The sequence below is a fragment of the Sphingomonas sp. P3_C5 genome, from assembly GCF_056402635.1.
In genome coordinates this window covers 327,022-351,657 of the sequence record NZ_JBFUHA010000006.1, presented here as the reverse complement: position 1 = coordinate 351,657, position 24,636 = coordinate 327,022, and the positions used below count along the sequence as shown (strand labels likewise).

The following is a 24,636-nucleotide window of genomic DNA, read 5'->3' as shown; positions in this document are numbered from 1 at the left end:
AGAAAAGGAAGCTGACCGCTGCGATGGATTCGCTGTGCTCACAAGTCGTGCCCTCCCCGCGATGGCGGGAGAGGGCAGGATCAGTTATTTGCCCTTGCTGAGCCGGTGCTTCTCGAGGTCCAGCACCGCGCCGTCGGCGCCCTCCGGCAGCAGGCCCAGGCGGCGCGCAACTTCCTGATAAGCCTCGACTTCGCCGCCTAGATCCCGGCGGAAGCGATCCTTGTCCAGCTTTTCGTTGGTCTGCATGTCCCACAAGCGGCAGCCATCGGGGCTGATCTCGTCCGCAAGCAGGATGCGAGCATAGTCATTGTCCCAGATCCGGCCGAACTCGAGCTTGAAGTCGACGAGACGGATGCCAATTCCGGCGAACAGGCCGCACAGGAAATCATTCACGCGGATCGCGAGGTCGGCGATGTCGTGCATCTCCTCCTGGCTGGCCCAGCCGAAGGCAGCGATATGCTCGTCAGTGATCATCGGATCGCCGAGCGCATCGTCCTTGTAATAATATTCGATGATCGTGCGGGGGAGCTGGGTGCCCTCCTCGATGCCGAGGCGCGTCGAGAGCGAGCCCGCCGCCACATTGCGGATCACCACTTCGATCGGGATGATCTCGACCTGTCGAATGAGTTGCTCGCGCATGTTGAGACGGCGGATGAAGTGGGTCGGCACGCCGATCAGCCCGAGCAGGGTGAAGACATGTTCGGAGATACGGTTGTTGAGCACGCCTTTGCCGCTGATCGTGCCCTTTTTCTGGGCGTTGAAGGCGGTAGCGTCATCCTTGAAATACTGGATCAGCGTGCCGGGTTCGGGGCCCTCGTAGAGGATCTTGGCCTTGCCCTCGTAGATCTGGCGGCGGCGAGCCATGATGGCGGTACCTTCTGGAAATGAGCAGCCCCGGCGGCGCGGAATGCGCGGGCCGGGGCCGGGAGACCCGCGCTATATCGAAAGGCCGGTAGCCGTGCAATCAGCTTGGCTCCAAAGCTGACTCGGGTTCGGCGAGGCCCTTGGCGGGAAAGCGGACGCGAAGGCGCCTCAAGCCCCACCAGCCGAGCGCGCCGAGTGCCACCCAGGGGGCAAGGTAGATCAGCACACGCAGGATCAGGCCGATGCCGATCAGGAAGGCGGAAGCCGAAGCCGGGAACGCGTCGGCCACGCCGCCGCCGACATGAGTCGTCGATGCGGCGGTGGCTTGATAGTCGATGTCGATGGTCGACATCGCGACGCGGCCCTGCAGTTCATTGAGCCATGCTTTGGCCTGGTCGAGCTCCTCCTGAGCGGCGGTGACGCTGCGTTCGGCCTCGACCAGGTCTCCGACACTGCCCTTGCGGGTGCGGAGAATCTCAGTGAGCCGCGCAACGAGCAATTCGCGTTGATTGATCCGGGCCGTGGTGTCGATCATGTCTTTCGACACGTCCTCCGCKGTCATCGACCGCGTAGTCGCGTGGCCGCCTGCCGAACCGATCGCCTTTTCGAGCTCGACGCCGAATTGGCGGGCGACTGAGCTGTCGACACGGAGCTTCAGGCTTGCACTGGTCGTCTGCGCGTCGCCGGCCTGGCTCTCCAGCGCGAGGACCTGGCACCGAGCCGGCCCCAACCGGTCGCACAATGCAACATGCGCCTTCTGCGCGTTCGTGACGGCGGTACCCGGCAGGCTGAAGGAATATTTATAGGCGTAGGCCATTTTGGGAATCGAGACCTTTACCGGCGCGGCGGCGCTTGCCGCCGGCTTGTTGGCAGCCGGGGTCGATGTCGGGGCTTCAGGCTCGACGACGTCGAGGGCCTGCACGGGCACGCGGTAGACGCGGTCCGAGGACTTGTTGCATCCGGCCATCGCCAGACACGCCATTGCCAGCAGCACGATCCGCATCGCCGATCTCCCCATGATTGTGATACACTATCACTCTGGCGGGAGATTAAGTCAATCGGCCGTGCGAAGCGTTATTGGACGGGCTCCACCTCATGATGCTCGTCGCGCGAGAACCATCGCTGGACGACATTGCGGCCTTCGCTGTTCTCGGGCGGGGCTGCGGGAAGCTCGGGCGCTGCAGCTTTTTTAGGATCGCCCTGGACGATCCGGCGCAGGATCAGCGCACCGCCGAGAAGGAAGAGCAGCCAGGGACCAACGCCTGCAAGCACGGTGGCGAGCCCGGCCAGGGACGACATCAGCGTTGCGCCCGCAGTGTCGAAGGTCGCGTCCGGTGAACCAAGCGCGCCGGCAACGGCACCGCCCGAGGCGTAGGTGAAGATCATCGGTGTGGTTGCGATGCTCGTGCCGGCGCCCTGGTCGACTTCCCCGATCGTCGCCATTGCGGCACGGAGGCGGTCAGCTTTGGCGGACAGCTGGGCGCGCTGTTCGGGAGTAACGGTTCCGCGCAGCTGCACCTCGGCATTGGCGCTCGCGTCGCGAAGCCGGGCAATCACCGTGTCGCTGCGCCCCGCTGCCGCGACTGAATCCGCGCCGGCGATATCGGTTTTGGTCAGTGCACCGTGTGCGCTCGTCACGGTCGTGATCGCGGCCTTGCCGTAGGCACGGGCAAGCGTCGGGTCGAGTTTCAGCGTCAGGGTGGCGGTGACGTGATTCTGATCATCAACGTCATAGCGCACAGCGGTGATCCGGCACCGCGCCGGGCCGAGCTGATCGCAACCTTTGGCATGGCTTTCCTGCACGGCGGCGATCTTCGCTGACGGTAGGCGAAAGGCGTAGCGATAGTCGAAAGCCGCAGCTGGTGGGATCGCTCCGCCTGCGGATTGGGTGGTGGAGCCGGCAGCGCTGGCGTCCACCTGGCCTGGAACCTGATCGCATGCGGCGAGCATCAAAAGCGCCGCCATCACCGTCACGACTCGCATCGACTATTCCCCCCAAGAATCGGGTCGGGATATAGTATAGAAATGGTTAACGCGGAAATGGCCGATCAGGTGACTGCGTTCCGTTTCGAGAATTCCGGGTCGCGATAAATGCCGCTTTCAAGGATATCGCGCAGGATTTCGCCCGCGCGCGCCACATCTTCGAAGCCGAGATAAAGCGGCGTCAGGCCGAAGCGCACGATATCCGGATCACGGAAATCGCCGATCACCCCCTTTGCGATCAGCGCCTGGCAGAGCTGATAGGCTTGGGGATGACGGAAGCTGATATGGCTGCCGCGAAGTGCCGGATCGCGAGGTGAGACGCAGTCCAGGCCGAGTGAGTCGCCGATCGCGGCGAAGCGGTCGAACAGGGCACCGCTTTTCGCCGCGACGAGCGCGGGATCGGCTTCCAGCATCAGGTCGACGCCTGTTTCCAGAGCGGCCATGCCGAGCATTGGCGGGGTGCCGGTGAGCCAGCGTGTCATGCCGTTGGCCGGGCGATAACCGTCCTCGAAGGCGAAGGGAGCAGCATGCCCCATCCAGCCCGACAAGGGGTTTGCAAGCTGGTCCTGCCACTTCGTGTGAACATGGATAAAGGCCGGCGCTCCCGGGCCGCCGTTCAGATATTTATAACCGCAACCGACCGCGAGATCGGCACCGGCGCCGTTAAGGTCGACGGACACGGCGCCGACGCTGTGGCTGAGGTCCCACAGGATGAGTGCGCCGGCTTCATGGGCGCACGCGGTCCAGGCGGCCATGTCGTAGCGCTCGGCGGTCTTGTAGTGGACATGGGTGAGCAAAAGCAGCGCCGTGTCGTCACCGATCGCATTGCCGAGATCCTCGCGTGCGACTGCCTTGAGCATAGCGCCCGGAACGCAGCTGACCGCGCCTTCGGCGATATGGAGGTCGGTCGGGAAATTGCCGAGTTCGCTCAGCACGGTGTTGCGGGTTGGATTGAGGCGGAGCGCCGCGACGATCAGCTTGAACAGATTGGCCGAGGTCGAATCAGCGACGATCACCTCCTCGGCTTTGGCGCCGATCAGCCGCGCGATCTTGCCGCCGATCCGCTGCGGCGAATCGATCCAACCCTCGTTCCAGCTCCGGATCAGCCGCTCGCCCCATTGCCGTTCGATCATGTCGGAAAGTGCGGGTACGGCCGCGCGGGGCAGGGGGCCGAGCGAATTGCCGTCGAGATAGATCACGCCCTCGGGCACCGCGAAGCGATCGCGGAAAGAACGGAGAGGGTCGGCGGCGTCAAGGGTACGGGCTTCTTCGCATGTCATGGTCATGAGCTCGCCTTGAGCGCCCGATGGATCAACCGTTTCGTCCGCGCCCAGGCGGCGGTTTCCGGAGCGACCAGTTCGACATGGCCGGTCGCGGGCACGATGTGGAGGACCGCCTTGTCGCCGGCCGCCTCGGCTTGCGCGACATAGCTCGTGGCGAGGCGCATCGGGACGATCCTGTCCTCATGGCCGTTGACCAGATCCTGCGCGACGCCGATCGGCAAGAGGCGCGGCACCGAGGTGTCGGCATAGACGTCCGGGTGGGTCGCAGTAGGTGCGCCGACCAGGTGGGCGATGACGTCGGTGCCGCAGCCATTGTCAGGGCTGGCTGCGGTCGCCTCGAGGTCAGGCAAGCCGCCAAGGCTGATGACATGGGCGATCGGCAGCGACTGAGTGGTGTGGAGCGCACTGTTCGCCGGCAGCTTCGGCCGCGCCGCGAGCCAGAGCGCCAGATGCCCGCCCGCCGAGTGCCCGACCGCGACGATGCGGCTGGCGTCGAGCTGGAAGCGCCCGGCACTCGCCATGAGCGCATCCGCCGCCATGGCGGCATCCAGGAAAGTGCCGGGATAACCGCCGCCCGGTCGATCGACGCCGCAATAGTCGATGTTCCACACGGCGATTCCTTCCTTGCGGAGATCATCAGCGATCCAATTCATCAGCCTGCGATCAGCGATGCTGGTGGTCCAGCAACCGCCATGGACCATCAGCACGGACGGGAAGGGGCCTTTCCCCACGGGCAGCCAGACATCAACCTTCTGGAACGCATCGTCGCCATAAGTGACGGTGGCATCGGGCGCCGGGCGCGGGCGGCCGAGGAGGTCGGGCCATGTCAGCAGAGGTGCGTCTGTCAGCATCATCGTGACAGTGATCGAATGAGCGACAGGAAGGCAACCCCAGAGCCTCTCGACACCCAGGCCCGTGTCGAGCGCAGAAGCGTGCGCCCGCGATTGTGGCCGCCGCACCACACTCGCACCAAATCGGCGGAGGCGAGGAACGCGGGTTCAGCCTTGTGGTTCTCGCGGCGGGATTTTCCCCGATCGCTCCTCAACACCCAAGGACAATAATATCCATGTCGCGTCGTTTGCTTTTCGCCTCGCTTTTGCCAGCCTCCTTCATCGCCTTTCCGGCGCATGCGAGCGGCCCCTATCTTCAGGAGCAATCGGCCAAGGAGGTCGGCCGCGCTTTCTCGGGCGGCGCTGCGAGTGCGGACGATGCCTCCACAATTTTCTTCAACCCAGCCGGCATGACTGAGCTCGGCCAGGTCAACGTCTCGCTGAATGCCCATGTCCTGTTCGTCGACAGCGCTCAGTCGAATAACGCCTCGACCCGCACCATTCCGGGTGTTCCAACGCCGGTTGCGATCGGGGGCAATAATGGCGGCAATCCGTTCAGCCAGCCGATCCTGGTTCMGACCGGCTATTTCTCGTTCCGGGTGAACCAGTCGCCGATATGGCTTGGGCTCGGCATCAGCGCGCCGTTCGGGCTGAAGGTGAAATATAATGAGGGCTTTTTCGGCCGCTATGATTCGATCAACTCGGATCTCAAGACGGTCGATATCCAGCCGAGCATGGCCGTTCGGCTGAGCGAGAATCTGTCGATCGGCGGCGGGCTCGATATCCAGCAGATCGACGTGAAGCTCAGCAACGCATTGCCCAATGTTTCGCCGCTGCTGCCCGACGGGCTGGCGAGCGTGAAGGGCGATGGCATGACGCTTGGCTGGAATGTCGGCGTGCTCGCCAAGGCGGGGGCGTGGCGCTTCGGTGCCAGCTATCGCTCTCGCATGAAGCATGATCTTGACGGCAGCTATACTGTTTCGGGATTGTTGGGGCCGCTTGCCGGAGCCAATGCGACGCTCGCGGCCAGGGGGCATGTCACCTTGCCCGACAGCGCCACCGTCAGCGCTATGTACGGTGCGGGCAAGCGCTTCCGCGTCATGGCGACGGGTAAATGGTTCAACTGGTCGCAGTTCAAGCAGATCGAGATTGATCCGGTCGGCGCGGCGCCGTCAATCAGCGTTCAGAATTACAAGGATGCCTGGTCGGGCGCACTCGGCGTCGAATATGACATGACGCCGAAGCTGACGCTGCGCACCGGCACGCTTTACGACACGACGCCCACTCAGGACGCCTATCGCACCACTCGCGTGCCCGATGGCGATCGGACCTGGGCGACGGCGGGCGCGACCTACAAGGTCAGCAGGAATATCGAGCTCAATCTTTCCTACGCGCACATCTTCGTGAAGAGCGAACCGCTCAATCGGGTCGACACCTTCTACGCCGGAACGCCGGCGCAGATCGTGACAACCACCAACTCGACCAACAGCGGCAATGCCGACGAGATCGCTACCTCGGTTACGTTCAGGCTTTGAGGGAGGCCGGGTCGCCGGGCGCTGATCAGCGCCCGGCGCTCGTGCTGCGGTGGCTCTGGTCGCGCCATGGAGCGTCGAACTGATAGGCGTTGAGCCGCTCGAAGCTCTTGGCGACAACACTGATTGCCTTATGGATGGCCGCGCTGACCTGATGATGGCTGCTTGACCATTCGGCGCTGAGATAATCGTCACGCATCGTCATTCTCCTTGGGTTAGGCGGCTTCGATGGGATGGATATGCGCGCTGCGGCGCCGCGGGGCCAACAAATCATTGGACGAACTTCATAAGTGTGGCTTATGCTGTTTGTATGCGTCGCATCCCGCCTCTCTCCGCCGTCCGCGTCTTCGAGGCAGCGGCACGTCATCAAAATTTCACCGTTGCCGCGACGGAGCTGGGCATGACCCAGGCAGCGGTCAGCTATCAGATCAAATTGCTCGAGGAGCGGCTCGGCGTGCCGCTGTTCCGCCGCGAGAAGAAGCGCGTGGCGTTGACTGAAGCGGGCAGGCGTGCCGCGCCGCAGGTGAGCCGCGCCTTCGACACGCTCGATTCAGCCTTTGCTGCAATCCGTACCGAGGACGAGGCGCTGCTGACTGTCTCCACCTCGAACACCTTCGCCAACACCTGGCTCGCCTGGCGGCTGGGCAGCTTCCAGATGTCTCATCCCGGAATGGCTGTGCGGCTGCTGACCAGCGATCAGCTCGCCGATTTTGGCAGCGACGAAGTCGATGTCGCGATCCGCGCCGGCATCGGGCCCTGGCCGGAATTGTCGCAGGATCTGCTGGTCAAGATCGATTTTACCCCGATGTGCAGTCCGGGCTTCCTGAAGCGGTATGGGCCGATCGAACCGGCCGATCTGCTAAAGCTGCCGCTGATCAGCCCGCATGATACCTGGTGGCCCTTCTGGCTGCGCGAAGCCGGCGTCGACGTGCCGGACGAGCCGCTGCGCCCCGGCGTCAGGCTCGATTCGCAGGCGCATGAGGGAAATGCCGCGATAGCGGGGCAGGGGGTGGCGATGCTGACGCCGTTTTTCTGGCGCAATGATCTGGCCGATAACCGCCTTGTGAAGCTCTTCGAGCAGGTCTCGACCCGAGGCTACGCCTATTGGCTCGTCTGCCCCGAGGCGAGGCGGAGCGTGCCCAAGATCAAGCGATTTCGCGAATGGCTTCTCGCCGAACTGGCGCGCGATCTGCCGAGCCCGGTGTAAGCTGCCGGCGCGAGCCAGTAGCGCGCGGGGAATCCGCCTGCTAACCGCCGTACGATGCCGACTGAAATTCTCGAGCCCGATCCCTTCAACGCAATCGTCGATGCGCCCTTCGACAGCGCGCTGTCAGAGCGCTACCTCGTCTATGCGCTGTCGACGATCACCGCGCGCTCGCTGCCCGATGTCCGCGACGGCCTGAAGCCGGTTCACCGCCGCCTGTTATGGGCGATGCGGCTGCTCAAGCTCGATCCCGCGCAGGGCTACAAGAAATGCGCCCGTGTCGTCGGCGACGTGATCGGCAAATATCATCCGCATGGCGACCAGTCGGTCTATGACGCGATGGTCCGCCTCGCCCAGAGCTTCGCGATGCGCTACCCGCTGGTCGACGGGCAGGGCAATTTCGGCAATATCGACGGCGATAACGCGGCCGCCTATCGCTACACCGAGGCGCGGCTGACTCAGGTCGCGATCGATATGATGGACGGCCTCGACGAGGACGCCGTCGATTACCGCCCGACCTATAATGGCGAGGACCAGGAGCCGGAGCTGTTCCCAGGTCTGTTCCCGAACCTGCTCGCCAATGGCGCTGCCGGTATCGCGGTCGGCATGGCGACCAGCATTCCGCCGCACAACGCCGCCGAGCTGTTCGATGCGGCGATCCTGCTGATCGACCAGCCGAACGCGACCGACGCGCAGGTGCTCGAGCATGTGAAGGGGCCTGACTTCCCCACTGGCGGCATTGTCGTCGACAGCCCCGGCGCCATCGCTGAATCCTACGCGACCGGCCGCGGCAGCTTCCGTGTCCGCGCTCGCTGGCACATCGAGGATCAGGGGCGCGGCACCTGGAACGCGGTCGTCACCGAGATTCCCTACGGCGTCCAGAAGGGCAAGCTGATCGAGCAGATCGCCGAGCTCATCAACGACAAGAAGCTGCCGATCCTCGCTGATGTGCGCGACGAATCCGATTCGGAGATCCGCATCGTCATCGAGCCGCGCGCCCGCACCGTCGACGCGACGATGCTGATGGAGAGCCTGTTCCGGATGAGCGACCTGGAAAATCGGGTCAGCCTCAACCTCAACGTGCTCGACGCGCGCCGCACGCCCAGGGTGATGAGCCTGCGCGAGGCGCTGATGGGCTGGGTCGACCATCAGTTCGTCGTCCTGCAACGCCGCACCGCGCACCGGCTCGGCAAGATCAGCGACCGGATCGAACTGCTCGACGGCTATCTGATCGCCTATCTCAATCTCGACCGCGTGATCGAGATCATCCGCACCGAGGATGAGCCAAAGCCGGTGATGATCGCCGAATTCGGCCTGACGGATCGTCAGGCCGAGGCGATCCTCGACATGCGGCTGCGGCGCCTGCGCAAGCTCGAGGAAATGGAGATCCGCAAGGAGCGCGAGGGGCTCGAATCCGAGCGCACCGGGCTTGATGCTCTGCTCGGCAGCGACGCGCGGCAGCGGACGCGGCTGAAGAAGGATTTCGCGAAGCTTCGCGATCGCTACGGGCTGGAAACGGTCCTCGGCAAGCGCCGCACGACGATCGAGGAAGCGGCACCAGCGCGCGAGATTCCGCTCGAAGCGATGATCGAGCGCGAGCCGATCACGGTGATCCTGTCGCAGCGTGGCTGGATCCGCGCGATGAAGGGCCATATCGACGAGGCCGCGACCGCTGAGCTCAAGTTCAAGGAAGGCGACGCCGCCTTCCTGTCCTTCCCGGCGCAGACCACCGACAAAATCCTGCTCGCGGCGGAGAATGGCCGTTTCTATACGCTCGCCGCTGACAAATTGCCGGGCGGGCGCGGCTTTGGCGAGCCGGTGCGCGCGATGATCGATCTCGATGGCGATGTCGGCATCGTCAATATCCTGCCGGCGAGCCGCGCCGACAAGCTGCTGGTTGCGGCGACTGACGGACGCGGCTTCATCGTCCGTACCGCTGACACCATCGCCGAGACGCGCAAGGGCAAGACGGTCGTGACGCCGCGCCTCGGAGCAAAGCTGAAGCTGGTGAAGCCGGTCGATCCGCAAGCCGATTATGTCGCCGCGATTGGCGACAATCGCCGCCTGCTCGTCTTCCCGCTGACGGAACTCGCGGAGCTTGCGCGGGGCCAGGGGGTGCAGTTGCAGCGATACCGCGATGGTGGGCTTTCGGACGCGATCACTTTCGTTTTCGCCAACGGACTGAGCTGGGCGATGGGCGGCGAAAGCGGGCGGACGCGGACCGAAAGCGATCTTGCACCCTGGCGCGCCGCGCGCGGGGCGGCCGGCCGGATGCCACCCACTGGATTCCCGCGCGATAACCGCTTCTGATTCCACGACTTTAACACAGGTTAAGGCGCCGCATTTGGTGGAAATGCGCGGCCCAGGCTTCAGGTGCCCTTAACTAAATTGGGTTAGCCGCCGATCCAATGGCGTTCATGAAACCCGTAGCGTCAACCGCCTTACCCCGCCCGAGATCCGCGAGCGGGACGGAGCCGGCTGTCGCGACGCTTGAACGCATGCCCTTCGCTATTGATTTGCTACCAATTCCTGCTGCGTCGCTTTCCTTTCGCAGCGGCCGTTTTTCGATCGATGCCAGCAATGGCGCCTTTCAGGCCGCCGGGCTCGGCACCACCGCCGAGCAATCGCCCCTGATTGCGTCGGTCGGCGACAGGATGGCCGCCTTTCTCGAGGGCAAATCGCTGCGCGAGGAATTTCACTGGCAATTGGGTGACGCGGTCGAAGGCAGGCACTTCGTAGTAACGCTCGCGCGCACCGCGAAGGACGATAGCGACCGCTGCTTCGTGACTTTGGTCGATCACACAGCCGAGCTTCGCACTGAGCAGAACCTCCGCCGCGAGATGATGACCGACAGCCTGACCGGTCTCGCGAACCGGGCGGGGTTCAGCGATCATCTCGAGTCGCTGGTCGGGGAAAACAAGGAAGAAGCACGCTATGCCGTGCTGGTCGTCGATCTCGACAGGTTCAGCCGGGTCAATGCGTGTCTCGGCTCGCTCGCCGGCGATGAATTGCTGATCACGGTGGCGCGCCGGTTGAAGGGTGCGCTCCGGGCGCATGACCTGCTGGCGCGAACCGGCGGCGACGAGTTCGGCATCCTGCTGACGCTCGACGAGGGTCCGGGCGAGGCCGAGCAAGTCGCCAGGAGAATCCAGAACGCATTCGCTACCCCGTTCCGCCTGACGGATTTCGAGATTCGGGTCGCCTGCTCGATCGGAATCGCCTTTGGCTCTGCCTGTGTCGATGATGCCGAGGAGCTGATTCGCCACGCCCAGTTCGCGGTGAAGCGCTCGAAGGTCAGCGGCCGCGCCGAGGCGTATCAGACTCAGGCTTTCGACATTGTGCGCGGGCAGTTCGGCATGGAAACCGCGCTGCGTCGCGCGCTGGATCGCGGGCAGATGCGGCTCACCTATCAACCGATCTGCGACCTTGCGAGCGGTCAGGTCGTCGCCTTCGAATCGCTTGCCCGCTGGGCGGATGGTGACGGCGTTGAATATCTGCCGGGCGAATTCATCCCGGTTGCCGAGGAATCGGGGCTGATCGTTCCGCTCGGTCGCTGGGCGATCCAGGAAGCGGCGAAGACGCTGGCGGACTGGGACGTCCGGGCCGGCGGGAATTGCGGCGTGAAGCTCGCCGTCAATCTTTCGGCGATCCAGCTGCAGCGCGATACCATCGCCCCGATTGTCGAACGCGCGCTCAGTGCCAATGGGCTCGACGGGTCGCGCTTCACGCTTGAGCTCACCGAAAGTGCGCTGATCAGCGATCCGGACCGCGTTGCCGGCATCATGCATGCGCTCAAGGGCCTTGGTACAACGCTCGCGATGGATGATTTCGGCACCGGCTATTCGAACCTCGCCTATCTCCAGAAGCTGCCGATCGACATCCTCAAGATCGACCGCAGCTTCGTGACCGGGATGCTGGCTGATCGCGACAAGGTTGCGATCGTCCGCGCCATTCTGTCGCTCGCCCAGGCTCTCGGGATGCAGACGACGGCTGAAGGAATCGAGACGAACGAACTCGCGCAGACTCTCGCCGCGCTGGGCTGCACTTTCGGTCAGGGCTATATTTACGCAAGACCGCTCGAGATGGACGCAGCCTACGCCTTGCTCGAGGGGCGCAACCACTGAGCGACCGCGGCGTCGGCGATTGCCTTCACCCGCCCTTCGTCCGGAAAGCCTTCGGCGATCCATTGCTCCTCGATCGTCCGCAGTGTCGTTGCCACTTCGGGCCCTTTACGCAGTCCACGATCGACCAGTGCGCCGCCGGTGATCGGCAGCGCAGGCGCTTTCCAGCTTATGATCGATATGGCTTCCTCTTCCGGCCGCTCCGAGAGCAGGAGGCGGTCAATCGCCAGTGAGGTGCCGAGCCGATAGGCAATCACCTTCGCCGGTTCGTCGCCGATCGGCCGTGCCGCGCTGACGAGGCGTTTGCGATCCGCTTTGGAAAGCTTCAGCCGCGCCCCGACATCTTCGGCAATGTCGGGATCGGGGGGCAGGAGTGCCGCCAGCCGCCGGATCGGGTCCGGCGCGACTCCCGTTGAAGCTTCGCGCACAGCGAGGCGCGCCAGCCGTTCCGCGCGCGTGATTTCAGGCAGCACCGGCGCAAAGATGCCATGCTCGATCATCAACGCTACGACATCGACTGCATGGACCGCGACCAGCAGCTTGAGCAACTCCATCGCAATCCGCTCGCGCGACAATGCCATCAGGTCGTTGGCGCGGGCCGTGCAGGCTTGGAGCCCGTCTGCATCAACCATGTCGCCGAACCGGGCATGAAAGCGGAAGAAGCGCAGGATGCGTAAGTGATCCTCGGCGATTCGCTTGAGCGGATCACCGATGAAGCGCACGCGGCGCGCTTCGAGGTCATCGAGGCCACCGAAATAGTCGAAGATCTCGCCGGTCGCGGGGTCGGCGTAGAGCGCGTTGATCGTGAAATCGCGCCGCGCCGCATCCTCGCGCCAATTGTCGGTGAAGGCGACGGTCGCGTGGCGGCCATCGGTCGCGACATCGCAGCGCAAGGTCGTGACTTCGACGGGGCTGCCGTCGGGCAGAACTGCCGTCACCGTGCCATGGGCAAGGCCGGTCGGCACCGCCTTGATGCCATTCTCCTTGAGCAGGGCCATCACGCGCTCGGGCGAATGGACCGTCGCGAGATCGACATCCGCGACATCGAGTTCCGCTCCGGCCCCAACGCCAAGTAATGTATCGCGGACCGCGCCACCGACGAAGCGCACCTCGCCCCTGGCGCCGCCAAGCACCGAGCAGAGCCCGGCGAGGCCGTCGCGCTCGCGCCAGCCTGTGTGTGGCAACATCACCCGTTCCATCGCAGCCGCCGTGACAGGTTGACGATCATCGCCGCGGTAGCGCCCCAGATGCGGTGGCCGTCCCAGCTGATCTCGTAATAGTGCCGGTTTCGTCCCTGCCATTCGACCGTCGCCTCGACATGATTGGCTGTGTCGAGCACGAAGCCGAGCGGTACTTCGAACACCTGCGCCACTTCCCCGGCGCTGGGTACGAGCACAAGGCCCGGCGGCACCACGCCGATCACTGGAGTCACCTCGAATCCGGTGACGGTCCGATAGCGATCCGATTCGCCGATCACAGTCACGCGGTCACGCGGAAGAGCGATCTCCTCCTCGGCCTCGCGGAGCGCTGCGGCGATCGGACCCGCGTCGCCCGGGTCGATCCGGCCGCCGGGAAAGGCGACCTGGCCGGGGTGGCGCGACAGGGTTTCAGTGCGCTGCGTGAGGATCACGCCGGGTTCGGCGCGATCGGTGACGGCGATCAGCACGGCGGCGTGCATCGGCGGCGCCACCGGACCCAGATCGAGGTCGATATGGTCGCCGGTCAGGAGCACGGTTTCAGCGCCATGCCCCGTCTCGAGTGCATGGCGCAACCGTTCGGCGAGCGTCATGCGCCGGGCTCCAGCGCGAAGAAAGCCCCGTTGCTCCACACGCCGGGCGGCACATCCTCGCCGGCCAGCGCCAGCGTCGCGAGCTCGTAATAGACCGGCCGGGCGACCAGTGCCTCAAGTCCGCCACGGACGTGGAGATAGGGGCGGGGGCCGTCCTCGCGCTCTTCGAAACGCAGTACATGCTCGGGGCCCGCCGTTACCAGGTCACCGGTGTTGAGGCGGAAGGCGAGGCGGGTCTCGCGGCCATGTCCCTCCACCTTCATCTCGACCGCGATGAACGGTGCATCCTCGACTGCGATGTCGAGCTTCTCGACTGGCGTGACCAGCACATAGCCGCCATCGGCTTCGCGCCGAAGGATCGTCGAGAACAGCCGGACCATCGCCTGGCGCCCGATCGGCGATCCCTGATGAAACCAGGTCCCGTCGCGGGCGATCCGCATCTCGCTGTCGCCGCAATGGGTCGGGTTCCAGCGCTCGACCGGCGGAAGCTTCTGCGCCTCCACCAGCCGCGCAATGTCGGCTAGCGAGAGGTTGGCGAGATCGGGAAGCGGTTCCATCGGCATGCGATCGCGGTAGGGCAGGCCCGCGGGTGCGTAAAGCGTCAGGCCGGCACGATGATTCGCGGCCCAAGCATGCCCGCGCCCTCCGGCACCGACTTGCCGCGCGCGAGCAGGCGGTGTCGTTCGACAGGGCCCGGAACGCGCCAGGCTGCGGTGCGATCCGCGGTGAAGCCGAAGAAGCGGCCATAATATTCCGGGTCGCCGATCAGCATCAGCGCATCGGCAGCGCCGAGCTTCGTGGCGGTATCGAGCGCATATTGGGTAAGCTCGCGGCCAATACCGTCGCGCTGCCGTGCCGGCTCGACCGCGACCGGCCCCACCATCACCAACGGAGCGTCGCGGCCGTCATCGGCATCGAACAGCACGGGCCAGCACTGAATCGTGCCGACCAGAGCGCCATCATCGACGGCCGCGAAGCTGAGACCGGGGATCGCCGACACAGTGTCGCGAATCCGGTAGGCGGTTCGGCTGTGCCGGTCAGTGCCGAACGCGCGGTCGAGCAACTGCTCCACCGCTTGCGGTTCAACCTGGCTTAGCGGCACAATCCTGATCACGCTCTTGGTTCTCCTGACCCGGCCCCCGGGATTTCCGAGCATAGACGCACGGGGCCGGGCGCTTTAGCGTTGATGCGGCTGAACGCAAGCTGAGAGTTGCCATGAAACTCTATGATGCCGCCTGGGCTCCGAGCCCGCGCCGGGTGCGAATCTTCCTTGCTGAAAAGGGGATCGAGATCGAGCGGGTCATGGTCGATCTTCGCGAGGACGAGCAGCTTTCCGATCCTTATCTCAGGGTCAATCCGCGCGGCGCGGTGCCGGCGCTTGAACTCGACGATGGCGAGGTGATCTGCGAATCGGCTGCGATCTGCCGCTATTTCGAGGCCGTGCAGCCCGATCCGTCTCTGTTCGGGAAAACCGCGCTCGACATCGGCCGGATCGAATCCTGGACGCGCCGTATCGAATCCGACGGCTATGCTGCCGCCGTATATGCGCTGCGAAATGCCCGGCCCGCCTTCGAAGGGCGCGGCATGCCAGGCAAATGGCCGGCGATTCCCCAGATTCCGGAGCTTTCGGCCCGGGGCGTCATCATGTGGGAGGCGTTCACTGACGCGCTTGATGTATGGCTTAAGGGGCGGGTGTGGATCGCCACCGAAACCTATAGCTTCGCGGATATCTCTGCCTTGGTGACGATCGATTTCGCCAGGGCGGCCAAGCTTCTCGTTCCGGAAAAGTCCCGCAACATCCTGCGGTGGCACGAGGCGGCATCCGCCAGGCAGAGCGCCGCCGCCTGAGCGATGACTTCGGGCGGCTCTCACCCGTCCTGTCTTTCGTCGCGCCCGCCATCTGCTATGGCGCGCGCCTGTCAATGGAAAGGCCGCGCTTGGACGACCGTCTCACGCTGGAAGTGCACGATCTGGAGGTGCCGGTGCTGACCGGCATCTATTCCGAAGAAACGCATCTGCCGCAGCCGCTGCGGATCTCGATCTCGGTCGATCTCGATTGCCCGGAGCGATTCGCGCCCGATTCGCCGCTCCGCGCGTCGAAAAACTATCTCGATCTCAAACATGCCGCCACAAAAGCGCTGCCTGAAGGCGTGCATTTCACGCTGATCGAGGGTGTCGCCGACCATATCGCCGAAACCTTGTTCCTGCAGGACAGGCGGGTCGCGCGCGTTCAGGTCAAGATCGTAAAGCTGGCGATCGCCGAGGCGGGCGAATCGATCGGCATGACTTTGGTGCGCCACCGGCGATGAGCGACCTGGTCGACGTCCGCACAGCGCTGGCGGAATTGACCGACCTGGAGATCGTGATCGCCGGATCGGGCTGTGATGTCGCCGAAATCGTCAGCCAGTTGCGCTGCTCGGGAGCAGGGACGGCCCTGCTGTTGATTGATCCGTCCGTTCCGGCGCTCGACCGTACGATGCTGTCTGCGGCAATTGGCCCGCTTGCCATCGAACGTGCCCCGTGCGCGCGAATCGGGGCGATCGATATCGCCGATGGCGCTGTTGCTGCGGACGTCGTGGCAGCCGCCAACTACCTGGCTTCGGCGCGATCGACCACGGGCCAGATCCTGACGGTCACCGCGCCAGGCTAAAGCATACTGCTGCCCTAAAGCGCGCCGCCCCGATCGCATTGGCCGAGGGTGCGAATCACCAGCCGATAATCCTCGCGCGCTGTCTGCGCATCAGCCGCTTCCAGCGCGGCGGCGCTCGAGTCGGGAAGCTCCGCAGGAAGCGAGCAGGCGAGTCGATACCATAAAAGCGTATTGCGGGCGGGTGGCGGCGTGCCCTCGCCGACGACATCGCTCAGCGCCAGCGACCATGAGGGCTGCTCACCCTGGTGACGCTGGATGGTGAGGGATACTGGCCGGCTGTCAGCGGTCGTCAGGAAGATTTGCGTCTCGCCGCTTCCAGGGAGATCGCCCGCGACATGGAAGGCATTGCCGACGCCGGTCACCTGCGGCGGCGCGTCTGGCGCGAGCGTTTCTTGGGTGATTCGGCGGGTCAGTGCGTCGCCGCCCGGGGTCCAGCTTTTTTGCGCATCGGGTCGCACCAGCTGGACCAGCGCCGGGTCGTTCGCGACCGGTCGGGCGAACAGCAGGACCCGTGTCTTGCGTAGTTTTGGTAATCGTCCTTGAGAATCGACCGTGACGTCAAGTACATAGGCAATTCTCGGCGGCAAGGGCGCCTCGCCGCGAATCAGCGCGAGAACATCGGCTTCGACATAGAGCCGCGTCTTGCCGGCCGCGACGCCGGCAGCGTCAGGGCCCTTTAGCCGCGTCGTGCCGTGGATGGTCGCATCGACGATCACTGGCGCGGCTAGCACAAGGTCGGCATATTCAGCATAAGGGGGTGTCACCGGGGCCGAATCGGGCGGTGGCGGAACGCGTTGCTGAGCCATAACAGGGCCGGAAAAGGCCAACAGCATCGCTGCAAATACGAGTCTCGGAACAGGATTCATCGACGCCGCGTTACGTCATAGTGCGTATTTTATATAGAAATAATTCTGCCACCTACGGATTGTACGTTTGTTGCGTGAGACAAAGCGTTTGCGTCGCGGTTTGGGCGGTCATATAGGATCGACGCTGTCCAAGGATACATCAGCTCATGACAGGCCACGTCGACGATACGGATGCACGGATCGGACGCCGACGGTCGGGTCAGGATAGAGGAGTTTCGTTTCTGAATGGCTTATGCTGATCGTAATCAAAGCGGCAGCCGCATCGTCGCGATCGTTGTCGTGTCGGTGCTCGTTTTCGCTATGGGGTATGCGTTCGTAACCGGACTCACGTATAATTACGTGAAGAAGATGCAGGAAAAGCTCAAGGCGTTCGACGTCCAGGAGCCGCCGCCCCCGCCGCCTGACGAGCCGCCCCCCCCACCGCCGCCAGACCAGCCGCTGCCGCCACCACCCGTGGTATCGCCGCCGCCGATTGTGCAGAATCCCAATCCGCCGCCGCCGCAGATGACGACGGTGAACACTCCGCCGCCGCCTGCTCCGCTGGCGCCGCCAAGGCCGCCTGCGCCTCCGGCACCGCCTGCGCCGCCTGCGATCGCGACCAAGGTTTCGCCCAAGGGTAACCCCTCGGGCTGGTTCTCGAACGACGACTATCCCGCTGCCGCACGTCGTGCGAACGCCGCGGGCCGTGTTTCGGTGGTCCTGACCATCGACACCACGGGCAAGGTCTCGGGATGCCGCGTGACCTCGTCGAGCGGAAACTCGGACCTGGACGACACCACGTGCCGTCTGGCCACCCGCCGCGGGCGCTTCAACCCGGCCAAGGATGTGAATGGCGTGGCGCAGCCATCGACATACGCAATTCCGGGCGTGCGCTGGCAGCTGACGGACGAATGATCGAGTTTGGCCGATGCCCGGGGCTCTGCCCGGGGCATCGGTAGTTTTCAGCCTTTGATTAGCTTTTTTGAATGATTTGAGAGGGAAGTAACCGCATGTCCACCACCATTCTCGCGGCCGCCGCCGCTGCAGCACAGGCTGCCAAGGATCAGTACGGCTTTTTCAACGCGCTTAACCAGGGCGGCGTCATCTCCTGGACGGTTGCCGTCATCCTGACGCTGTTCCTGTTCTTCTCGTTCTACATCATGTTCACCAAGCTGTTCGAACAGCAGAAGATCATGAACCAGGCGAAGCGCGTTCGCGCCGGCTTCTGGAACTCCAACAGCCTCCGCGAGGGTTCGGCCAAGCTCGAGAAGAACTCGGCTTACAAGCAGATCGTCGACGACGGCCTGGCCGCTCAGGAGCAGCATGCTCGCCTGACCGATCCGGTCGAAGCGCATGACTGGCTGCACGGCTCGCTCGCGCGTTCGGAAGCGACGATCAACTCGCAGCTCGGCGGCGGTCTCGCTTTCCTCGCTACGGTTGGTGCTACCGCGCCGTTCATCGGCCTGTTCGGTACGGTGCTTGGTATTTACCGCGCTCTGATCGCAATCAGCGCCGCCGGTCAGGCATCGATCGATAAGGTCGCGGGTCCGGTCGGTGAGGCGCTCATCATGACCGCGCTCGGCCTCGTCGTCGCCGTGCCGGCCGTGCTTGCCTATAACTGGCTGCAGCGCCGCAACAAGTCGATCCAGGAAGACCTCAGCGCCTTCTCGAACGACGTGCTCGGCTATCTCGCATCCGACGGTGCGGTTCGTCCGGTAACCGCTCGCAAGGCCCCTGCCGCTGCGGCGAAGCCTGCGGCTGCGACCACTACGGCTGGCCAGGCCGGTGGTGCACCGACTCGCTGATGACAGATAAGGGGCGGCGCTTCGGCACCGCCCCGTCTTCGCCGCCGGGATTTGGTTCGGTGGCGCGGTTGCAAGGATAGGATAATCCCTCAATGGCAATGAGCGCAGGCGGTGGTTCCGCCGAAAAGCCGATGTCGGACATCAACACGACGCCACTGGTGGACGTCATGCTGGTGCTCCTCATCGTTTTCATGATCGCGATTCCTGCCGTGCTTCAAACGGTGAAGCTCACGCTTCCCGACGTCGTCTATGATCCGACGACGACGAAGCCGGAGAATGTCTCGCTTTCGATCAACACGGATACAGACGGCAAATGCGCCATTTATTGGGGCATGACCCGCGTCGGGCACCAGGAACTGCTCGACAAGGCTGTCGCCAAGCTGCGGGCGGAAATCGCGCGTCAGGGTGGCCCCAATGCCGCTGATCTCGAACTTCCCGAGGCGCATATCCGCGGCGACGTCAACACGCCTTACGAGTGCATCGGTGGCGCGATCTACACGATGCAGATGGCCGGTTTCGCCAAGGTCGGCTTCATTTCCCAGCCGCCGCCCAACGGTGGTTGAGATGAACGGCCAGAGCTTCAGGAGTAATATGAAATGGCAATGAGCGGCGGCAGCGACGATGGCCAGCCGATGATGGAAATCAACACGACGCCGCTTATCGACGTCATGCTTGTGCTCCTCATCATGTTCATCATCACCATCCCGATCCAGACCCACGCGGTGAAGGTCGACCTTCCGGTCAATGACCCGAACGCCAAGGCGCCGGTCGTAGACCCGATCAAGAACCAGCTCTCGATCGATCCCGCAGGCACGGTTGCCTGGAACGGCGTGCCGGTGGATCTCATCACGCTCCAGCAATATCTGGAGCAGTCGAAGACGATTAACCCGGAGCCCGAGCTTCACTTCCAGCCCGATCCTAAGGCGAAGTATGAGCGGGTCGATCAGGTGCTTGCAGTGATCAAGCGCTCGAACATCTCGAAGCTCGGCTTCATCGGCAACGAGCAATATTACAGCAAGTTCTGATCAACGGTCAGATCGAAATCGCGGGGCGGCCCTTCGGGGTCGCCCCTTTTTTGCGCGTGTTTCCAGTTGCCCGTGTTGAGGGGGACTGTCCAACCGCCGCTAACCGGGTAGCGCCGTGCCCGCGAAGCCAATTTACAGCCGGGGCAGGGTAACGCCGCGCTGGCCCATATATTTGCCGGCTCGGTCGGCATAGCTGGTCTCGCAGGGCTCGTTGCCCTCGAGGAACAGGAACTGGCAGGCCCCCTCATTGGCGTAGATCTTCGCCGGCAGCGGCGTGGTATTCGAAAATTCCAGCGTCACATGCCCCTCCCAGCCGGGCTCGAGCGGGGTAACGTTGACGATGATTCCGCACCGGGCATAGGTCGATTTGCCGAGGCAGATCACCAGCACGTCACGCGGCACGCGGAAATATTCGACTGTCCGCGCCAGCGCGAAGCTGTTGGGCGGAATGATGCAGACATCGGTTTTGCGATCGACAAAGCTGTTCGATGCGAAATTCTTCGGATCGACGATCACGCTGTCGATATTGGTGAAAACCTTGAACTCATCGGAAACCCGCGCGTCATAGCCGTAGGACGAAAGTCCGTAGGAGATGCAGCCATCGCGCTTCTGGCCGTCGACAAAAGGCTCGATCATGCCGTTGGCAAGCGCCTGTTCGCGAATCCACCGGTCTGACATGATCGACATAGAGCTCTCCCTGCTGTGTCTTTCGCTTTCGCGAGATTGGCGGGAACGAGCAAGAGGCACGGCAATGAAATTGCGCCTTCATCAGCGCTAGCCTGAATGCCAAACGCGCGTCATGATCGCAAGATGGGTGAGGGCGAACCTATTTCGGTTGTGACGCGGCAATTGAGCTCACCGTTATTGCTCGGCATGCTCACGGCACCGACACTGTTCGTCTGGTTCTTCCTGCGCCGCGGCTATCCTTCGAGCCTGCGCCGCGCGGCATTCTCCTATGCCGGGATATTGTTCGGGGTGGGGCTGATCGGCGGCCTTGGCGGTCACTGACGCGGGTCAGTCGATCCCGAGATCACCGGGGCCAAAGGCACGCGGCAGCAATTCGGAGATCAGATGGCGCTCGACTGCGTCGCCTTCGGCGCCCGCACACCACACGACTACGTCGCGCCTGCCCATCTGCGCGGCTTCGTTGATCACCTGGCGGCAGCGGCCGCAGGGCCCGACCGGCTTGTCACCGGTCGGTCTGCCATCCGCGCCGATCGGTCCGCCGATCACCCCGATCGCCACCACGTCGCGCAGCCGTCCCTGGGCATTCGCGGTCGCCAGCGCGACCGTCTCGGCGCAGAGCGACAGGCCGTAGCTCGCATTCTCGAAATTGGTGCCGGTCACCACGCTGTCATCGCTCAGCAGCACAGCCGCACCGACGCCGAACCTGGAATAAGGCGCATGCGCATTCAGCGCCGCCTCTCGCGCCGCGGCGATCAGCCGGCGGGCAGTCGCGTCATCCGTCATGGCGCGACCACGTCCCAGTTCACTGCTCCGTTCACCCCATCGATCCGTCGCATGTCATTCGCCTGCCACATCCGCCACGGCCTTGCCGCATAATCGGGCGGAAAGAAATCCTGCACCGCCCACACCGGGCGAGGGATTGCGGGCGTCACCCGATAGGCCGCATCGAATCGCTTGCTGATCTTGAGCAGGACCGGCTTGCCGGTATGCGCCTCGACCATCGACAGGAAGCGTCGCAGCTCGTTCAGCACGACATCGCGCACCGGGCGCGACGTGCAATCCTCCGAAAAATCGATTTCGACCGCGGCCGGCAGGGCGTCGCTGGCGCGCGGCACAGTGGTGTTGAAATTATTCGCCTGGTCCACCGCGAGCCGGCACAGCGAATAGACGTGCAGCGCGCCGCGCCGCATCCCGGTCGCATAGACCTCGGCCCAATTGGCGGCGAAGCGCGTGTCGCGCCAATCGGCGCCGCTGGTCGCGCGCAGATAGGCAAAGTCCGCGCCGCCGGCCTTCACCGTCCACCATTCGATCAGCCCCTGTTCCTCGGAGACGTCGATCCCCTGGAACCGGTAGGTGTCGCTCGGCCGCCAGCTGAGCACGAGAGTCCAGACGACCACCGCCGACAGCGCGATGACGACGCCAAGCGCGCCCGCCAGCCCGATCMGGCGGCCCCAGATGCGCAACGCCATTCGCCTAGCCCTTGATGTGCAGGACGCAGATCAATGTGAAAAGCCTGCGGGCAGTGTCGAAATCGATCTCGATCTTGCCCTCCAGCCTTTCCTTGAGCAGCTCGGCGGCTTCGTTGTGAATCCCACGCCGTGCCATGTCCACCGTCTCGATCTGAGCCGGTGTCGCATTCCGGATCGCCTGATAATAGCTGTCGCAGATCGCGAAATAATCCCGAATCGGCCGCCGCAATCGACCCATGGCGAGCACGAATGTCTCGAGATGGGACCCGTCTTCGCGGTGGATCGCGATCGCGAGCCGACCTTCCTCGACCGCAAGCTCGATCTTGAACGGCCCGGTATAACCGTCCGGATAAGTGCGCTCGGGCTTGAAATAATTGCCTTCGATCAGATCGAAGATTGCGATTCGCCGCTCCTGCTCAATGTCAGCCGAGCGCCACAATATGGTGCGCTCGTCGAGACTGACATCGATGATCCGGGGATCGGGCATGAGGGTTGCCGTAAAGGGGAAGCTTAACCACGACAATCGTCAGATATCGCCCTTATCCACAGGCACGCCGGACGCAACATGCTTGAGCCCGAGCGCCAGCTCTGGAATGAGGCGCTCATGGCCACTGCACTCATCCCGACGCCGACTCTTCCCGCTACCCCCGTTCTGCCGCAGAATGTGGAGGCTGAGGCCGCGATGCTCGGCGCGATGATGATCGACAACCGGCTGGCCGACGATCTGATCGACTCGCTCGAGCCAGATCATTTCTACGAACCCGTGCACGGCCGCATTTTCGCCGCGATCAAGAGCGCGCGGGCCAACGACATGCTCGCCACCCCAGTCACGCTGCGTCCGATGTTCGAGGCGGACGAGGGAATGCGCGAGCTGGGCGGCCCCGCTTATCTTGCCCAGCTGACCGGCTCGGGCGCCGGCCTGATTGGCGCGCGCCAGTTCGCCAAGCAGATCTACGATCTCGCCATGCTGCGTACGCTTGTCTCGGTCGGACGCACCCTGGTCGACCGCGCGCTCGACACCTCGGAAGAGGTCAACCCGCGCGCCCAGATCGAGCTTGCCGAGGAGGAGCTGTTCAAGGTTGCGGCTGACGGCGGCACCGAGAGCCAGGTGAAGACCTTCGCCCAGGCGACGACCATGGCGGTCAAGATGGCGCAGCGCGCGCTGAATTCGGGCGGCAATCTCTCGGGCGTCACCACCGGCCTCGATTCGGTCAACGCCAAGATGGGCGGCATGCATCACTCGGATCTCATGATCCTGGCCGGCCGTCCCGGCATGGGCAAGACCTCGCTCGCCACCAACATCGCGTTCAACGCGGCGCAGCGCTGGATGCGTGACATGAATGACGGCATCGCGCCCGAGGAATCGGTCGGCGCCAAGGTCGCCTTTTTCAGCTTGGAAATGTCGGCCGACCAGCTCGCGACGCGCATCCTGTCGGAGCAGGCGCGGATCAGCTCCGAGGCCTTGCGCATGGGCAAGATCAGCCGCGCCGAGTTCAACCAGCTCGCGGCGGCCGCCGCCGATCTGGAGAACCTCCCGCTGTTCATCGACGATACCGCCGGCCTGACGATCGGCGCGCTCCATACACGGATGCGGCGGCTGCAGCGGCGGCACAACAATCAGATCGGCCTCGTCGTCGTCGATTATCTTCAGCTGCTGACCGGTTCTGCCAAGGCATCGGGTGACGGCCGTGTGCAGGAAATCTCCGAGATCAGCCGCGGGCTGAAGACGCTCGCCAAGGACATGAACGTGCCCGTGATGGCGCTCTCCCAGCTCAGCCGCGCAGTCGAGCAGCGCGAGGACAAGCGGCCCCAGCTATCGGATCTGCGCGAATCGGGCTCGATCGAGCAGGACGCCGATATCGTGATGTTCGTCTATCGCGAGGATTATTACGTCGCGGCCAAGGAGCCCAAGCGTCCGGTCGAGGGCGATAACGCCAAGATCTTCGAGGATCACGCGCAATGGGCCACCGACATGGAGCGGGTATTCGGCCTCGCCGAGCTGATCATCGCGAAGCAACGCCACGGCGCGACCGGCAAGGTGATCCTGAAGTTCGAGCCAAGCGTAACGCGGTTCAGCGATTTCGTGGGCTACTGATCAAAAAAGCCCCTCCCCTTCAGGGGAGGGGTTGGGGTGGGGGAGTGCGATGACCTCTGAAATCGAGCTGGCCAGACGCGCGCTGGAAATGCGCCGGAATCCAACCGAGCCTGAGAAGCGACTTTGGCGCTGCCTCTCGAACTCGAAGCTCGAGAGCTATAAGTTCAGGCGCCAACATGTTGTCCTTGCCGCAAATGCCATTGTCGATTTCTTCTGCCCATCAATCGGGCTCGCCATCGAGGTCGATGGCGACACGCACGATCCCGAGCGTGATGACAGGCGCGACGAGCGGCTGGAGAAACTCGGCTTTTCCGTGCTGCACTTTGGCAACGCCGACGTAATGTCCAATATAGACGGCGTTGCAGAGGTGATATTGGCCAGGTGCGAGTCACTCCCGCCACGTTGGGCAGGCCGGCATAGTCCCCCACCCCAACCCCTCCCCTAAACGGGAGGG

29 protein-coding genes are annotated in these 24,636 nt (G+C 63.9%); 14 read left to right on the top strand and 15 right to left on the bottom strand.

Annotated features, from left to right (window positions below):
- Positions 1 to 84: 84 nt before the first annotated feature.
- The 5 genes from purC to AC1DVS_RS17145 all read right to left on the bottom strand — a co-directional run bounded on the left by purC (position 85) and on the right by AC1DVS_RS17145 (position 4,984).
- Complete coding sequence (gene purC / locus AC1DVS_RS17165) at positions 85 to 864, bottom strand: phosphoribosylaminoimidazolesuccinocarboxamide synthase (protein WP_478025041.1); 780 nt, start codon at positions 862 to 864, stop codon at positions 85 to 87.
- 100 nt (positions 865 to 964) lie between these two features.
- Positions 965 to 1,867, bottom strand: coding sequence for a DUF4349 domain-containing protein (locus AC1DVS_RS17160; protein WP_478025039.1), 903 nt, complete (start codon positions 1,865 to 1,867; stop codon positions 965 to 967).
- A gap of 71 nt (positions 1,868 to 1,938) precedes the next feature.
- Complete coding sequence (locus AC1DVS_RS17155; protein ID WP_478025037.1) at positions 1,939 to 2,847, bottom strand: hypothetical protein; 909 nt, start codon at positions 2,845 to 2,847, stop codon at positions 1,939 to 1,941.
- A 65-nt stretch (positions 2,848 to 2,912) separates the two neighbouring features.
- Positions 2,913 to 4,127, bottom strand: coding sequence for a kynureninase (gene kynU / locus AC1DVS_RS17150; protein WP_478025092.1), 1,215 nt, complete (start codon positions 4,125 to 4,127; stop codon positions 2,913 to 2,915).
- Between the two features lie 2 nt (positions 4,128 to 4,129).
- Positions 4,130 to 4,984, bottom strand: coding sequence for an alpha/beta hydrolase (locus tag AC1DVS_RS17145; protein WP_478025035.1), 855 nt, complete (start codon positions 4,982 to 4,984; stop codon positions 4,130 to 4,132).
- A gap of 212 nt (positions 4,985 to 5,196) precedes the next feature.
- Here AC1DVS_RS17145 and AC1DVS_RS17140 point away from each other — a divergent pair, with 212 nt between their 5' ends.
- Positions 5,197 to 6,495 carry an OmpP1/FadL family transporter gene (locus tag AC1DVS_RS17140; protein WP_478025034.1) on the top strand — a complete coding sequence of 433 codons (1,299 nt, stop codon included), beginning with the start codon at positions 5,197 to 5,199 and terminating at the stop codon, positions 6,493 to 6,495.
- A gap of 25 nt (positions 6,496 to 6,520) precedes the next feature.
- On the opposite strand, the gene AC1DVS_RS17135 is transcribed toward AC1DVS_RS17140, so the two are convergent.
- A complete protein-coding gene (locus tag AC1DVS_RS17135; RefSeq protein ID WP_478025033.1) occupies positions 6,521 to 6,691 on the bottom strand; it encodes a hypothetical protein in 171 nt (56 codons plus the stop codon).
- A gap of 111 nt (positions 6,692 to 6,802) precedes the next feature.
- Between AC1DVS_RS17135 and gcvA the strand changes: the two genes are divergently transcribed.
- From gcvA to AC1DVS_RS17120, 3 genes are all read left to right on the top strand, one after another.
- The gene (gene gcvA / locus AC1DVS_RS17130) at positions 6,803 to 7,699 is read left to right on the top strand and encodes a transcriptional regulator GcvA (RefSeq protein WP_478025032.1); all 897 of its coding nucleotides are present in this window, start codon (positions 6,803 to 6,805) and stop codon (positions 7,697 to 7,699) included.
- 54 nt (positions 7,700 to 7,753) lie between these two features.
- Positions 7,754 to 10,006 carry a DNA topoisomerase IV subunit A gene (gene parC / locus AC1DVS_RS17125; protein WP_478025031.1) on the top strand — a complete coding sequence of 751 codons (2,253 nt, stop codon included), beginning with the start codon at positions 7,754 to 7,756 and terminating at the stop codon, positions 10,004 to 10,006.
- Positions 10,007 to 10,194: 188 nt separating this feature from the next.
- Positions 10,195 to 11,820 (top strand): putative bifunctional diguanylate cyclase/phosphodiesterase, encoded by a 1,626-nt coding sequence (locus tag AC1DVS_RS17120; RefSeq protein WP_478025029.1) that lies wholly within the window; start codon positions 10,195 to 10,197, stop codon positions 11,818 to 11,820.
- Here AC1DVS_RS17120 and AC1DVS_RS17115 read toward each other — a convergent pair.
- From AC1DVS_RS17115 to AC1DVS_RS17100, 4 genes are read right to left on the bottom strand one after another with little or no spacing between them, the layout of a single operon-like run.
- Positions 11,790 to 13,016, bottom strand: a complete 1,227-nt coding sequence (locus AC1DVS_RS17115; protein WP_478025028.1) for a CCA tRNA nucleotidyltransferase — start codon at positions 13,014 to 13,016, stop codon at positions 11,790 to 11,792. The genes AC1DVS_RS17120 and AC1DVS_RS17115 overlap by 31 nt on opposite strands.
- Positions 13,004 to 13,606 (bottom strand): CoA pyrophosphatase, encoded by a 603-nt coding sequence (locus tag AC1DVS_RS17110; protein ID WP_478025026.1) that lies wholly within the window; start codon positions 13,604 to 13,606, stop codon positions 13,004 to 13,006. The genes AC1DVS_RS17115 and AC1DVS_RS17110 overlap by 13 nt, the downstream gene beginning before the upstream one ends.
- Positions 13,603 to 14,169, bottom strand: coding sequence for a DUF1285 domain-containing protein (locus AC1DVS_RS17105; protein ID WP_478025025.1), 567 nt, complete (start codon positions 14,167 to 14,169; stop codon positions 13,603 to 13,605). The genes AC1DVS_RS17110 and AC1DVS_RS17105 overlap by 4 nt, the downstream gene beginning before the upstream one ends.
- 38 nt (positions 14,170 to 14,207) lie before the next feature.
- Positions 14,208 to 14,720, bottom strand: coding sequence for a GNAT family N-acetyltransferase (locus AC1DVS_RS17100; RefSeq protein ID WP_478025023.1), 513 nt, complete (start codon positions 14,718 to 14,720; stop codon positions 14,208 to 14,210).
- Positions 14,721 to 14,821: 101 nt separating this feature from the next.
- On the opposite strand from AC1DVS_RS17100, the gene AC1DVS_RS17095 reads away from it, so the two are divergent.
- The 3 genes from AC1DVS_RS17095 to AC1DVS_RS17085 all read left to right on the top strand — a co-directional run bounded on the left by AC1DVS_RS17095 (position 14,822) and on the right by AC1DVS_RS17085 (position 16,256).
- Positions 14,822 to 15,454, top strand: a complete 633-nt coding sequence (locus AC1DVS_RS17095) for a glutathione S-transferase family protein (RefSeq protein ID WP_478025022.1) — start codon at positions 14,822 to 14,824, stop codon at positions 15,452 to 15,454.
- Between the two features lie 89 nt (positions 15,455 to 15,543).
- Positions 15,544 to 15,915, top strand: a complete 372-nt coding sequence (locus AC1DVS_RS17090; RefSeq protein ID WP_478025020.1) for a dihydroneopterin aldolase — start codon at positions 15,544 to 15,546, stop codon at positions 15,913 to 15,915.
- The gene (locus AC1DVS_RS17085; RefSeq protein WP_478025018.1) at positions 15,912 to 16,256 is read left to right on the top strand and encodes a Rossmann fold domain-containing protein; all 345 of its coding nucleotides are present in this window, start codon (positions 15,912 to 15,914) and stop codon (positions 16,254 to 16,256) included. The genes AC1DVS_RS17090 and AC1DVS_RS17085 overlap by 4 nt, the downstream gene beginning before the upstream one ends.
- A gap of 14 nt (positions 16,257 to 16,270) precedes the next feature.
- Here AC1DVS_RS17085 and AC1DVS_RS17080 read toward each other — a convergent pair whose 3' ends face one another.
- Positions 16,271 to 17,062: a hypothetical protein gene (locus tag AC1DVS_RS17080; protein WP_478025016.1), complete on the bottom strand. Its 792-nt coding sequence runs from the start codon at positions 17,060 to 17,062 to the stop codon at positions 16,271 to 16,273.
- A 285-nt stretch (positions 17,063 to 17,347) separates the two neighbouring features.
- On the opposite strand from AC1DVS_RS17080, the gene AC1DVS_RS17075 reads away from it, so the two are divergent.
- From AC1DVS_RS17075 to AC1DVS_RS17060, 4 genes are all read left to right on the top strand, one after another.
- The gene (locus AC1DVS_RS17075) at positions 17,348 to 18,016 is read left to right on the top strand and encodes a TonB family protein (protein ID WP_478025014.1); all 669 of its coding nucleotides are present in this window, start codon (positions 17,348 to 17,350) and stop codon (positions 18,014 to 18,016) included.
- A gap of 95 nt (positions 18,017 to 18,111) precedes the next feature.
- On the top strand, positions 18,112 to 18,906 hold the full coding sequence (locus tag AC1DVS_RS17070; RefSeq protein ID WP_478025013.1) for a MotA/TolQ/ExbB proton channel family protein: 795 nt from the start codon (positions 18,112 to 18,114) through the stop codon (positions 18,904 to 18,906).
- Positions 18,907 to 18,998: 92 nt separating this feature from the next.
- On the top strand, positions 18,999 to 19,469 hold the full coding sequence (locus AC1DVS_RS17065) for an ExbD/TolR family protein (RefSeq protein ID WP_478025011.1): 471 nt from the start codon (positions 18,999 to 19,001) through the stop codon (positions 19,467 to 19,469).
- Positions 19,470 to 19,502: 33 nt separating this feature from the next.
- The gene (locus AC1DVS_RS17060; RefSeq protein WP_478025009.1) at positions 19,503 to 19,931 is read left to right on the top strand and encodes an ExbD/TolR family protein; all 429 of its coding nucleotides are present in this window, start codon (positions 19,503 to 19,505) and stop codon (positions 19,929 to 19,931) included.
- A 132-nt stretch (positions 19,932 to 20,063) separates the two neighbouring features.
- Here the strand turns inward: AC1DVS_RS17060 and dcd are convergent, their stop codons facing one another.
- Entirely contained in the window at positions 20,064 to 20,618 is a 555-nt protein-coding gene (dcd, locus tag AC1DVS_RS17055) for a dCTP deaminase (protein ID WP_478025007.1), read from the bottom strand.
- Positions 20,619 to 20,714: 96 nt separating this feature from the next.
- Between dcd and AC1DVS_RS17050 the strand changes: the two genes are divergently transcribed.
- Entirely contained in the window at positions 20,715 to 20,939 is a 225-nt protein-coding gene (locus tag AC1DVS_RS17050) for a hypothetical protein (RefSeq protein ID WP_478025005.1), read from the top strand.
- A gap of 6 nt (positions 20,940 to 20,945) precedes the next feature.
- Here AC1DVS_RS17050 and AC1DVS_RS17045 read toward each other — a convergent pair whose 3' ends face one another.
- Genes AC1DVS_RS17045 through AC1DVS_RS17035 form a run of 3 tightly spaced genes read right to left on the bottom strand, consistent with a single transcriptional unit; the run spans position 20,946 to position 22,574 of the window.
- Positions 20,946 to 21,401 carry a cytidine deaminase gene (locus AC1DVS_RS17045; RefSeq protein WP_478025003.1) on the bottom strand — a complete coding sequence of 152 codons (456 nt, stop codon included), beginning with the start codon at positions 21,399 to 21,401 and terminating at the stop codon, positions 20,946 to 20,948.
- The gene (locus AC1DVS_RS17040) at positions 21,398 to 22,087 is read right to left on the bottom strand and encodes a glycoside hydrolase family 25 protein (RefSeq protein ID WP_478025001.1); all 690 of its coding nucleotides are present in this window, start codon (positions 22,085 to 22,087) and stop codon (positions 21,398 to 21,400) included. The genes AC1DVS_RS17045 and AC1DVS_RS17040 overlap by 4 nt, the downstream gene beginning before the upstream one ends.
- A gap of 4 nt (positions 22,088 to 22,091) precedes the next feature.
- Positions 22,092 to 22,574, bottom strand: coding sequence for a UPF0262 family protein (locus AC1DVS_RS17035; protein WP_478024999.1), 483 nt, complete (start codon positions 22,572 to 22,574; stop codon positions 22,092 to 22,094).
- Between the two features lie 117 nt (positions 22,575 to 22,691).
- On the opposite strand from AC1DVS_RS17035, the gene AC1DVS_RS17030 reads away from it, so the two are divergent.
- Both AC1DVS_RS17030 and AC1DVS_RS17025 read left to right on the top strand, forming a co-directional pair.
- A complete protein-coding gene (locus AC1DVS_RS17030; protein ID WP_478024997.1) occupies positions 22,692 to 24,182 on the top strand; it encodes a replicative DNA helicase in 1,491 nt (496 codons plus the stop codon).
- A gap of 49 nt (positions 24,183 to 24,231) precedes the next feature.
- The gene (locus AC1DVS_RS17025; RefSeq protein WP_478024995.1) at positions 24,232 to 24,627 is read left to right on the top strand and encodes an endonuclease domain-containing protein; all 396 of its coding nucleotides are present in this window, start codon (positions 24,232 to 24,234) and stop codon (positions 24,625 to 24,627) included.
- Positions 24,628 to 24,636 lie beyond the last annotated feature (9 nt).